This window comes from Reyranella sp., from assembly GCF_050185545.1.
Lineage (GTDB): Bacteria > Pseudomonadota > Alphaproteobacteria > Reyranellales > Reyranellaceae > Reyranella.
In genome coordinates this window covers 1-10,553 of sequence record NZ_JBFWZI010000216.1, presented here as the reverse complement: position 1 = coordinate 10,553, position 10,553 = coordinate 1, and the positions used below count along the sequence as shown (strand labels likewise).

The following is a 10,553-nucleotide window of genomic DNA, read 5'->3' as shown; positions in this document are numbered from 1 at the left end:
CCGCGCGCCATCCTGTTCGACCTCGACGACACGCTGATCCGCGCCTACGCCCAGCCGGACGAGGCGTGGCGCCGCCTGCTCCACGTGTTCGCCGCCCACCTCGACGCCCATGACGAGGCGGCGATCGAGCGCGTCCGCGTCGCCATCATGGACGAGGCGCGCGCCTTCTGGTCGGACCGGGCCGAGGCCGCGAAGTGGCGGCTCGACATTCCGGCGGCGCGGCGCCTGTCGACGCGACGCGGCCTGGCGCGGCTCGGCTATGCCGACGAGACGCTGGCCGACAGGATCGCCGATGCCTTTACCGAGATGCGGCGCAACGAGTACCGGCTCTACCCCGACGCGCACGCCACCGTCGACGCGCTGCGCCACGCCGGCGTCAGGCTCGCCCTGGTGACCAACGGCGCCTCGGCGACCCAGCGCGACAAGATCGTGCGCTTCGAGCTCGGCCATCGCTTCGATCACATCCAGATCGAAGGCGAGTTCGGCCAGGGCAAGCCCGAGCTCGCCGTCTATCGCCATGCCCTGGAACGGCTGGGCGTCGCGGCCGGCGACGCCTGGATGGTTGGCGACAATTACGAATGGGAAGTGGTGGCGCCGCAGCAGCTCGGCATGTGCGGCATCTGGTACGACCCCTACGAAGCGGGCGTGCCGACCCACGCGACAGCGCAACCCAGCCGCGTCATCCGGCGGCTGGGGGAGTTGCTGGAGTGATCATCTCCTCCCCAGCTTCGCTGGGGAGGTGCCCCGTCTTACGGGGCGGAGGGGTCATGGGCTGCGAGCGCGCCACAAACAAGAAACAGACTCTTCCGCTGGGAGCGCGCCACTCCGATGGCGCTCATCTTCTCGATCACAGATCCCATGAGCGCCATCGGAGTAGCGCGCTCATAGGCGCCAACTTTGGCCGGTCCGGCAAAGTCCTCATCCTGAGGAGGTCGCGTAGCGGCCGTCTCGAAGGATGCGCGACAGACCAGATCGCTGGAATAGCGGTGTTGCAACATCGGATTTGTTGCCGACCAAAGGGCGAAGGTTACTTCGCCCGAATCGAGACGCGGCCTCCAGGCCGCTCCTCAGGGTGAGGTCCCTTTGTAAGTTAAGTTAGCGCCTATGTGGTTGGCGCGCTCCCAGCAATGACCCCTCCGTCGCCTTATGACGGCGACGCCTCCCCAGCGATGACGCCGGGGCGGAGAAGGATCATCGTATCGGAGACTACTCCGCAGCCTCGCGACTCTCGCTGCGCTTGGCACGATCCTCCGGCTTCTTGTCGGCAGTGTGCAGCATCAGGCGCTCGACCCGGCCGCCTTCGATCAGGTGCTTCTGCAGCACCTCATCGATATCCTCCTTGGTCGGGCAGGAGTACCAGACGCCCTCTGGATAGATCACCACCGTCGGCCCGAGCTCGCAGCGATCGAGGCAGCCGGCATTGTTGACGCGAACGTTGTCGATGCCGAGTTGGCGTGCCCGCCCTTTCATGTAGTCCCGCAAGGCCTCGCTGCCCTTGTCGGCGCACGAGCCGCGCGGATGGCCGGCCTGCCGGCGATTGGTGCAGCAGAAGACATGGGCCTCGTAATACGGCTTGGGATCGGTCGGCTTTTCGCGATGGCTCATTGTGCTTCAATCCTTCTTTCCGCTGGCGATGTTGGCGAGCTGGGCCCAGAAAGCCTGCTGCATCTGCTGCATCTGTTCCATCCCCTGCATCGATGCCGGCAGCCACGTCTTGAAGATCGTTTCAGGATTCATGGCGCCGAGGCTCGACCGCAGGCGCTCCTCGATCTCGCCCATGATGCGATCCTGCATGGGCTTGATGTCGGGCAGGCCGAAGAAGGCGCGCGCTTCCTCGGGCGTGCAGGTGACCTCGACGTTGACTTTCATGGCTTTCTCTCCGTTTCGCCGAGCTTAGGCGATATCGGCGCGGCGGGCCATGCTATGGGGCTCATGCTATGAGGGGCCATGATTCCTCCCTGGATTGCCCCCAACCCGCGCGCCAACCGGCGCCAGAAATTCGGCCGCGACCAGCAGTTCGTGGTCAACCCCAACGGGATTCCCGAGCTGTGCGAGGAGTTGCGCGAATGCCCGCGCCACACCCCGACGCCGCTCCATGACCTGGCGGCGCTGGCCCAGCGCCTGGGGGTCGGCCAGATCCGCGTCAAGGACGAGAGCCAGCGTTTCGGCTTCGGCGCCTTCAAGGCGCTGGGCGGGGTGATCGCCGTCTACAACGTGCTGTCGGGCGCGGTCGGCGAGGCCTACCATTCCAGCACCAGCTTCGGCGATCTCGTGAAGGGCCAGCATCGCGAAATCACCTCACGCTTCACCTTCGCCACCGCGAGCTCGGGCAATCACGGCCGGTCGGTCGCGGCCGGCGCCAGGCTGTTCGGCGTGCCGTGCAGCGTGTTCCTGCCCAGGTTCACCAGCGCCGAGAAGGAAGCGGCCATTCGCGCCCGCGGCGCCGAGGTGATCCGGGTCGATGGCGACTACGACACCGCCGTCGCCGAATGCCGGCGCCTGTCCGAAGAAAAAGGCTGGTCGATCATCTCCGATACGTCGTGGGAGGGTTACGATTCGGTGCCACGCAGTGTCATGCGTGGCTACTGCGTGCTGGCCCACGAGGCGGTCGTCCAATGGCGGCAGGCGCCGACGCATGTGTTCGTGCAGGCGGGCGTCGGTGGGCTCGCCGCCGCCGTGATCGGCTATCTGTGGGCCGTGCTGGAGGAGCGTCCGATCTCGATCGTGGTCGAGCCGAAAAGCGCCGACTGCTGGTTCCAGAGCAACCTCGCCGGCAAGCCGGCGTTGGCGAGCGGCGATGCCGACACCGTCATGGGCGGGCTGGCCTGCCGCGAGATCTCGCCGGTGACGTGGCCGGTGGTCGGCGAGGGCGCCGACTGGTTCATGACCATCGAGGAGGACGAGGTGCTGCCGGCCCGACGTCTCTATGCGCACCCGCTCGGCAACGATCCGGCGATCGCCTCGGGGCCGTCGGGCTGCGCCGGGCTGGCAGGCCTGCTTCGCGTCTCGGCCGACGAGGCCACCTTCAAGGCGCTGAAACTCGATCGCCATTCGCGCATTCTTCTGATCAACAGCGAAGGCAACCTCGGCGAGGCCCCGCCATGATCGAAGGCCGCAATCGACTGAACGAGGAGACCAGCCCCTACCTGCTGCAGCACGCCGGCAACCCGGTGCACTGGTGGCCGTGGGGCGATGCGGCGCTGGCCGAGGCGCAGCGCACCAACCGGCCGATCCTGCTGTCGGTCGGCTACGCCGCCTGCCACTGGTGCCACGTGATGGCGCACGAGAGCTTCGAGGCGCCCGAGGTGGCCGCGGTGATGAACGAGCTGTTCGTCAACATCAAGGTCGACCGCGAGGAGCGGCCCGATATCGACGGCATCTACATGCAGGCGCTGCAGGTGCTGGGCGAGCAGGGCGGCTGGCCGCTCACCATGTTCTGCACGCCCACCGGCGAACCGTTCTGGGGCGGCACCTATTTTCCCTATCCCGCGCGCTATGGCCGGCCGAGCTTCGTCGACGTCCTGCGCGGCGTGTCGAAGGCCTTCCAGGAGAAGGCCACCGAGGTCGAGCAGAACCGCCAGGGCCTGTTGACGGCGCTGAAGCGGCGGGCTGAGAGCCAGGCCGTGCAGCTCAGGGGCGACGGCCCGCCGCTGCCGCTCGAGCTGCTGGATCAGATCGCCCGGCGCATCGCCGAGGCATGCGATCCCGAATGGGGTGGTCTCAAGCAGGCGCCCAAGTTCCCCTCGCCCTACATGTTCGAGATGCTGTGGCGCGCCTGGCTGCGCGGCGGGCGGCGCGAGCAGAAGCTGTTCGACATCGTCGCGGTGACGCTCGACCGCATGTGCCAGGGCGGCATCTACGATCATCTCGGCGGCGGCTTCGCCCGCTATTCGACCGATGCCGAATGGCTGGTGCCGCATTTCGAGAAGATGCTCTACGACAATGCGCAGCTGATCGATCTCCTGACCCTCGTCTGGCAGGAAACCGGAAGCCCGCTTTACCTGAGGCGTATCGCCGAGACCTGCGACTGGACCCTGCGCGAGATGACGACGGCGAGCGGCGGATTTGCAGCCACGTACGACGCCGACAGCGAAGGCGTCGAGGGCAAGTTCTATGTCTGGGACGAGACCGAGATCGATTCGATTCTCGGCAGCGACTCGGAATTCTTCAAGCAGGCCTACGATGTCACGCCTGATGGCAACTGGGAGCATCATGCCATCCTTCACCGCAACCGCCGGCCGCAGCTTCTCGACGAGGCCGGCGAGCAGCGGCTCGAGGTCCTGCGCGGCAAGCTGAAAGCGGTGCGCGACAAGCGGGTCTGGCCGGGCTGGGACGACAAGGTTCTGGCCGACTGGAACGGATTGATGATCGCAGCCCTCGCCAACGCCGCCATGGTGTTCGAGCGCGACGACTGGCTCGCCGCCGCGCGGCGCGCCTGGCGCTTCGTGATGGACGAGATGCGCGACGGCCACGGCCGCCTGTTCCATGCCGCACGCGCCGGCAAGCGCCAGCATCGCGGCACGCTCGACGACTACGCCACCATGGCGCGCGCCGGACTGGCGATGTTCGAGGCGACCGGCGAGGCGTCCTTCCTCGACGAGGCGAAAGCCCTCGTCGGCGTGCTCGATCGCCACTTCGCCGATGCCGACGGCGGCGGCTATTTCATCACCGCCGACGACGCCAGCGACCTGATCCTGCGTGCCCGCCATTGCCACGACAACGCCGCGCCGTCGGGCAACGGCATGCTGCTCGGCGTGTTCGCCAGGCTGTGGACGCTGACCGGCGATGCGGCGTGGCGCGACAAGGCCGAGCGCCAGCTTGCCGCCTTCGCTGCCGAGCTCGAGAAGAACTTCTTCCCGCTGATGACGCTGCTCAACGGCTACGACCTGCTGCAGGGCGCCACCGAGATCGTGATCGTGGGCGATCCGGCGGCCAGCGAAACACGGGCGCTGCAGCGCGCCGTCCATCGCCGCAGCCTGCCCAACAAGATCGTGCGCGCCCTCTCGCCGGGCAACGCGCTGCCGCCGGGCCATCCTGCCGCGGGCAAGGGGCTGGTCGCGGGCAAGCCAGCCCTCTACGTTTGCCGGGACATGGCCTGCCGGCCACCGATCACCGATGCGGCCGCCTTCGATCTCTGAGGAAGTCGGCCCCTAAAGGAGAAGGTTCGTGCAGCTTCAGCTCAAGACGTGGACGTTCGTCGAGGATTATCTCAAGACCAGGACTGGCATCATCATCCCGATCGGCTCGACCGAGCAGCACGGACCGACCGGTCTTATCGGCACCGACGCGCTCACCGCCGAGATGATCGGCCGCGGCGCCGGCGAGAAGGTCGGCGCGCTGGTGGCGCCGACGATTTCCGTCGGCATGGCGCAGCATCACCTCGATTTTCCCGGCTCGGTGACCTTGCGGCCGACCACCCTGATCGCCGTCGTGCGCGACACCGTGGTGTCGCTGGCGCGCCACGGCTTCACCCGCTTCTTCTTCGTCAATGGACATGGCGGTAACATCGCCACCGTGACCGCGGCCTTTTCGGAGATCTATGCCGAGCGCTCGATGGAGCGGCTGAGCAACCAGCCCTCGATCAAGTGCGCGCTGCGCAACTGGTGGGACGGACCGGGCATCAAGAAGCTCAGCCAGGAGCTCTACCCGGTCGGCGAAGGCAGCCACGCCACCGCCTCGGAAGTGGCGCTCACCTGGTACAAATATCCTGAGACGATGAACCGCACGCAGCTCGAGCCGCGGATCGCGCCCAACGGCTCGTTCGCCGACGCCGAGGACTATCGCCGCGCCTTCCCCGACGGCCGCATCGGCTCCGATCCCAGCCAGGCGACCCCCGAGCACGGCAAGCGCTTCTACGATGTCGCGGTCGAGGAAGTGGCGCGCGATTACGAGAAGTGGGTGGCGAGGTAGCATCAACCGTGCCCCGGGGTGGCCTTGCCTCTGCCGCCCCTACATCATCGCCCGGATTGCTTTGATCTCGGCCAGCCACGCCTCGAAGGCGGACGACGACGGAGTTTCCCACGCAACCGGCGACGGCCTCAGCGGCCATAGACGAGCCGTCCTTCGTGGGCGGCCAGCCAGCTCAAAGTGCCGACTTGGTCCTTCCTGCGTTCGAAGACGGTACGCCGGCATGGGACGATGTCGAGTTCGACACCGGGATCGCGCGGCACGCTCGCAGTCGCATCGAGCGAGCGCCGTTCGGCGGGCGCGTCGTCGGCCACCACGACCAGCATGTCGTAGTCGCTGTCGTCGTGCGCATCGCCGCGCGCACGGCTGCCAAAGAGCCATATCGCCTCGGGCTGCATCACTTCCGCGATGCGCGCGAGCGCCCTGTTCAATGCGTCCGATTGGCCGGCATTCATGGCAGCCCCCTGCTCCACGATGTCGACGGTGCGCCCCGCATTCGAGGCAGAACAAGTTCATCGGAGCCCTGCGATGCGGCCAGGAACAGCGCGACATGGCAGTGCGGGCACTGCTTGTCCGTTCTCGTGATACCCATTCTGGCGACGTGTTCCCGTGACTTGAGAATGTCATTCGCCCCGGCGGCGGCTTCGGCTCACCGCCGCACCCGTTCGCGGTGCAGGATGTAGATGCCCGACCCCACGATCACCACAATGCCGGTCATCGCCAGCGCATCGGGCACCTCGCCCCAGACGGCATGGCCGATGGCGAGCGCCCACAGGATCGAGGCGTAGCGGAACGTGCCGATGACGGAGAGCTCGCCGCCGGAGCGCAGGGCCAGCACGACGAACTGGTAGCCCGCCGCCAGCAGCAGCGAGGCGGCGACGATGTAGCCCAGCGCCTGCGCGCTCATCGGCTGCCAGCCTTCCACCACGATCGAGCCGAAGCCGACGAGCGTCACGATGACCGCGGTGGCGAACGATACGACCAGGGTCGGCACGCCGCGCGGCAGGCCGGGGCTCAGCACGTCGCGCAGGGCGCCGCAAAATGTCCCGGCCAGCGCCACCCAGGTCCAGGCGTTGAGGTCGCCCGGCCTCGGCTGGATCACCATCAGCACGCCCGCGAAGCCCACGGCGACGGCGCTCCAGCGCCGCCAGCGCACGTCCTCGTGCAGGATCAGCACGGCCAGCACCGTGATCATCAGGGGTGACGACAGGCCGACCGCGGTGGCGATGCCGAACGGGATGTGGAACAGCGCAATGAGGAAGATGAAGGCCGATCCCGACTCGAGGACTCCGCGCAGCAGCACCCGCGGATGCCAGATCGCACCGAGCTGGCGCCATGTCCCGGTGGCCAGCAGGGCGAGCCCGCACCACAGGGTGGCGAAGGCGCCGCGCACGCCGATCGCCTGCACCGCCGGCACCGTCTCGGCGACCAGCTTCATCAGTGCATCGTTGATGATGAAGACCACGACCGACGCCGACATCGCGAGGATGCCGCGGCGATTGTCGATCACTTGTTATCGGGTTTCTTGGGGGCTGCGGACATCTTCATGATGAGCTTCCAGTGCTCGTCGCTGACCGGCGACACCGAGAGCCGCGACTGGCGCACCAGCTTCAGCTCCTTGAATGTCGGGTCGGCCTTGATGGCGGCGAGCGTCACCGGCGCGTTGACCGGCTCGACTGCCTTCACGTCGACCGTCACCGCCTTGCCGTCCCTGTCGGTCGGATCGGGATATGCCGCCTTCACGACCTCGGCGATGCCGACGATCTCCTTGCCCTCGCCCGAGTGGTAGAAGAAGCAGCGGTCGCCTACCTTCATCGCCTTGAGATTGATCTGGGCCTGGGCGTTGCGCACGCCGGTCCAGGACGTCTTCTTGTCCTTCGCCAGCTGCTCCCACGAATAGGCCGACGGCTCGGACTTGATGAGCCAGTGCGCCATGTCACCCTCCGCCTTCATTTGCCTTCCCGGCGCAGCGGTCGCGCCAGCAGGGCACGGATCGCCTCGTCGAGACTTGCCTCGCGGTGCAGGATAGCATCGACGGCGGCGCAAATCGGCATCTCGATGCCCAGGCGGTGGGCGCGCGCCAGCACGGCCGGCGCCGTCGCCTCGCCTTCGACGACCTGGCGCCGCCCGCTCATGTAGTCCGCCAGGCTTGCCCCCTTGCCCAGGGCCAGGCCGAGGGAGCGGTTGCGCGACAGCGGGCCGTGACAGGTGAGCACGATGTCGCCGAGCCCGCTCAGCCCGGTCAGCGTCTCGAGCTGGGCGCCCATCGCCTGTCCGAGCCGGGCCATCTCGGCGAAGCCGCGCGTGATCAGTGCGGCGGCGGCGTTGTAGCCGAGGCCGCGGCCCTCGACGATTCCGGCGGCGATCGCCAGGACGTTCTTGACCGCACCGCCCAGGGCGACGCCCAGCACGTCGTTCGTCCAGTACGGGCGAAACACGCCGGCCGCCAGGGATCCCGCCAGAACGCGGCCAAGCTCTTCGTCGACGGTGGCGATGCTGACCGCCGTCGGCAGGCCGCGCACCACCTCCTCGGCGAAGCTCGGACCCGACAGCATGGCCATCGGCCGCCCGGGCAGCACCTCGTCCAGCACTTCGGGCATCAGCCGCCCGCTCCTCGCCTCGATCCCCTTGGCGCAGATCACGACGGGAGCGTCGCCGGTCAGGCGCGCCGCGACCTCGCGTACCGCCTGAGCCGGGCAGACGAGCAGGACGGCGTCGCACGCCGCGAGCTCGTCGAGCCTGGCGGCGGCCTCGATGCCGGCCTCGATGGTTTGCCCCGGCAGATAGACCGGGTTGGCGCGATCGCGCGCAATGGCGGACGCAATGGCCGGATCGCGCGACCACAAGGTCACGCGCCGGCCGGCCCGGCGCGCCAGACAGGCGAGCGCCGTTCCCCAGGCGCCGCCGCCCACGACCCCGATATGGCGAATGTCGCTCACAGGCTGAGGTTGAGGGCGATCGAGATGCGCTCGGCCGCGCCGCGATAGGGACGCACCTGGTGCAGGACCCAGGACGGGAACATCACCATCCGGCCCGTCTGCGGGCGAACCATCTCGTTGGCGCCGACCGACAGGCCGCCGGGCATGGCGTAGGCGAGTTGAGGCGCATACATCGCCGGGCCCGGACCGCGCGGATCCATGAACTCGAGCTCGCCCCCGAGCGACGCATCGGCCGAGATGCCGCCGTCGTCGACATAGTAGACGGCCGACCAGAAGCTGCCGGGATGGGAATGGAACTCGTTGCCGTGACCGCTCCTGTTGACGTTGGCCCAGATGTTGGCGCGCCAGGTCGGTGCAACCGGGTTGCCTTCGCGATCCGTGGTGAAGCGATTGGCGAGATTGCGACCGATGGCCAGCAGCTTGATCGCCGGCACACCGCCCCAGCGATCCATGTCCCAGGTCGATTGCCAGCCGCCGAGATTGGAATGCTGCGTGCCGGGATGCGTTCGCTCGCGCTCGCCGATAACCGTGCGCAGCTCGGCATTGAGCGTCGCCGCATCGGCCACGTCGAGCACGACGATCGGCGTGGCGAACATCGGCAGCAGCTGGGGGGTCGTGCTCATGATGCCGAATCGGAATGGAGCGGCCAGCGCGGGCGCGGCTTGAAGTCGAGCGCGTCGACCATGCCGAGTCGCAGCCGCTCGATACCCGCCCAGGCAATCATGGCGCCATTGTCGGTGCAGAGCTTCACGGGTGGCGCCACCAGGCGGGCGCCATGGCGAGCGGCCAGGTCTTCGAGCCGGCGCCGCAGATAGAGATTGGCCGCGACACCGCCGGCGACGACCAGGGTCGGCGACGGCGACATCGCGAAGGCGTTGGCGCAGCGGTCGGCCAGCACGTCGCCCACCGTGCGCTGGAAGGAAGCGCAGAGATCGGCGATGGCGGAGCGGTCGCCTGCTTCGAGCCTCTCGACCGTCTGGCGCACCGCCGTCTTGAGGCCGGAGAAGGAGAAGTCGCAGCCGGGCTTGCGCCACATCGGCCGGGGCAGGCTGAAGCGGCCGGGATTGCCCCCAGCGGCTGCCCGCTCGACCGCCGGCCCGCCGGGAAAGCCCAGTCCCAGAAGTTTCGCCGTCTTGTCGAAGCATTCGCCGACGGCGTCATCGATGGTCGTTCCCAGACGCGTGAAATCGCCGGGGCCGCGCACCGTCAGGAGCTGGCAATGCCCGCCCGACACGAGCAGCAGCAGGTAGGGAAAGGTCACGTCCTCGGTAAGCCGCACCGACAGCGCATGGCCTTCGAGATGGTTGACGGCGATGAACGGCTTCTCGTGCGCGAAGGCGAGCGCCTTTGCCGTCATGACGCCCACCATGACGCCGCCGATCAGGCCCGGCCCACCCGTCGCGGCAATGCCATCGAGGTCGGCCAGATCGAGCCCGGCCGTGCCGAGCGCCTCCTCGACCAGCCCGTCGATGCGTTCGAGATGGGCACGCGCGGCGATCTCCGGCACGACGCCGCCAAAGCGGCGATGCTCGGTGAGCTGGCTGTAGACGACGTTGGCCAGGATCCGGCCGACCGGATGTGGCGCCGCCGCCGTCGTCTCGACGATGGCGACCGCCGTTTCGTCGCAGCTGGTCTCGATTCCCAGGACGCGCATGGCGTCTTCTAGCGTCGGCGCCCCGGCTACGCCAGAGCAGCGCCGGGGCGTCC

General features: G+C 68.0%; 12 protein-coding genes. 4 read left to right on the top strand and 8 right to left on the bottom strand.

The annotated features are described in order from the left end of the window. Positions 1–711: HAD family hydrolase (locus AB7O82_RS33235; RefSeq protein ID WP_428621306.1), on the top strand; the 711-nt coding region annotated here is incomplete at its 5' end. Between the two features lie 495 nt (positions 712–1,206). Here the strand turns inward: AB7O82_RS33235 and AB7O82_RS33230 are convergent. Both AB7O82_RS33230 and AB7O82_RS33225 read right to left on the bottom strand, forming a co-directional pair. Then, complete coding sequence (locus AB7O82_RS33230) at positions 1,207–1,605, bottom strand: (2Fe-2S) ferredoxin domain-containing protein (protein ID WP_428549356.1); 399 nt, start codon at positions 1,603–1,605, stop codon at positions 1,207–1,209. A 6-nt stretch (positions 1,606–1,611) separates the two neighbouring features. After that, positions 1,612–1,869, bottom strand: a complete 258-nt coding sequence (locus AB7O82_RS33225; RefSeq protein ID WP_395708440.1) for a DUF6489 family protein — start codon at positions 1,867–1,869, stop codon at positions 1,612–1,614. A gap of 78 nt (positions 1,870–1,947) precedes the next feature. On the opposite strand from AB7O82_RS33225, the gene AB7O82_RS33220 reads away from it, so the two are divergent. From AB7O82_RS33220 to AB7O82_RS33210, 3 genes are read left to right on the top strand one after another with little or no spacing between them, the layout of a single operon-like run. Then, positions 1,948–3,105 (top strand): diaminopropionate ammonia-lyase, encoded by a 1,158-nt coding sequence (locus tag AB7O82_RS33220; RefSeq protein ID WP_428621304.1) that lies wholly within the window; start codon positions 1,948–1,950, stop codon positions 3,103–3,105. Beyond that, complete coding sequence (locus tag AB7O82_RS33215) at positions 3,102–5,138, top strand: thioredoxin domain-containing protein (protein ID WP_428621302.1); 2,037 nt, start codon at positions 3,102–3,104, stop codon at positions 5,136–5,138. The genes AB7O82_RS33220 and AB7O82_RS33215 overlap by 4 nt, the downstream gene beginning before the upstream one ends. A 28-nt stretch (positions 5,139–5,166) precedes the next feature. Next, on the top strand, positions 5,167–5,910 hold the full coding sequence (locus AB7O82_RS33210; RefSeq protein ID WP_428621300.1) for a creatininase family protein: 744 nt from the start codon (positions 5,167–5,169) through the stop codon (positions 5,908–5,910). Positions 5,911–6,038: 128 nt separating this feature from the next. Here the strand turns inward: AB7O82_RS33210 and AB7O82_RS33205 are convergent, their stop codons facing one another. The 6 genes from AB7O82_RS33205 to tsaD form a co-directional block, all read right to left on the bottom strand. Then, positions 6,039–6,362, bottom strand: a complete 324-nt coding sequence (locus tag AB7O82_RS33205) for a nucleotidyltransferase domain-containing protein (protein ID WP_428621298.1) — start codon at positions 6,360–6,362, stop codon at positions 6,039–6,041. 194 nt (positions 6,363–6,556) lie between these two features. Beyond that, positions 6,557–7,417, bottom strand: coding sequence for a DMT family transporter (locus tag AB7O82_RS33200; RefSeq protein ID WP_428555953.1), 861 nt, complete (start codon positions 7,415–7,417; stop codon positions 6,557–6,559). Continuing rightward, complete coding sequence (locus tag AB7O82_RS33195; RefSeq protein WP_428621296.1) at positions 7,414–7,842, bottom strand: EVE domain-containing protein; 429 nt, start codon at positions 7,840–7,842, stop codon at positions 7,414–7,416. Before AB7O82_RS33195 ends, AB7O82_RS33200 begins: the two co-directional genes overlap by 4 nt. Positions 7,843–7,856: 14 nt before the next feature. Beyond that, positions 7,857–8,846, bottom strand: coding sequence for an NAD(P)H-dependent glycerol-3-phosphate dehydrogenase (locus AB7O82_RS33190; RefSeq protein ID WP_428555947.1), 990 nt, complete (start codon positions 8,844–8,846; stop codon positions 7,857–7,859). After that, entirely contained in the window at positions 8,843–9,469 is a 627-nt protein-coding gene (locus tag AB7O82_RS33185) for a TIGR02466 family protein (protein ID WP_428555946.1), read from the bottom strand. The genes AB7O82_RS33190 and AB7O82_RS33185 overlap by 4 nt, the downstream gene beginning before the upstream one ends. Further along, entirely contained in the window at positions 9,466–10,500 is a 1,035-nt protein-coding gene (tsaD, locus tag AB7O82_RS33180) for a tRNA (adenosine(37)-N6)-threonylcarbamoyltransferase complex transferase subunit TsaD (protein ID WP_428621308.1), read from the bottom strand. Before tsaD ends, AB7O82_RS33185 begins: the two co-directional genes overlap by 4 nt. Positions 10,501–10,553: the final 53 nt, after the last annotated feature.

Coding starts and splice junctions, on each gene's coding strand:
- AB7O82_RS33230 (WP_428549356.1), bottom strand. CDS start 1,605: ATGAGCCATCGCGAAAAGCCGACCGATCCCAAGCCGTATTACGAGGCC.
- AB7O82_RS33225 (WP_395708440.1), bottom strand. CDS start 1,869: ATGAAAGTCAACGTCGAGGTCACCTGCACGCCCGAGGAAGCGCGCGCC.
- AB7O82_RS33220 (WP_428621304.1), top strand. CDS start 1,948: ATGATTCCTCCCTGGATTGCCCCCAACCCGCGCGCCAACCGGCGCCAG.
- AB7O82_RS33215 (WP_428621302.1), top strand. CDS start 3,102: ATGATCGAAGGCCGCAATCGACTGAACGAGGAGACCAGCCCCTACCTG.
- AB7O82_RS33205 (WP_428621298.1), bottom strand. CDS start 6,362: ATGAATGCCGGCCAATCGGACGCATTGAACAGGGCGCTCGCGCGCATC.
- AB7O82_RS33195 (WP_428621296.1), bottom strand. CDS start 7,842: ATGGCGCACTGGCTCATCAAGTCCGAGCCGTCGGCCTATTCGTGGGAG.
- AB7O82_RS33185 (WP_428555946.1), bottom strand. CDS start 9,469: ATGAGCACGACCCCCCAGCTGCTGCCGATGTTCGCCACGCCGATCGTC.
- tsaD (WP_428621308.1), bottom strand. CDS start 10,500: ATGCGCGTCCTGGGAATCGAGACCAGCTGCGACGAAACGGCGGTCGCC.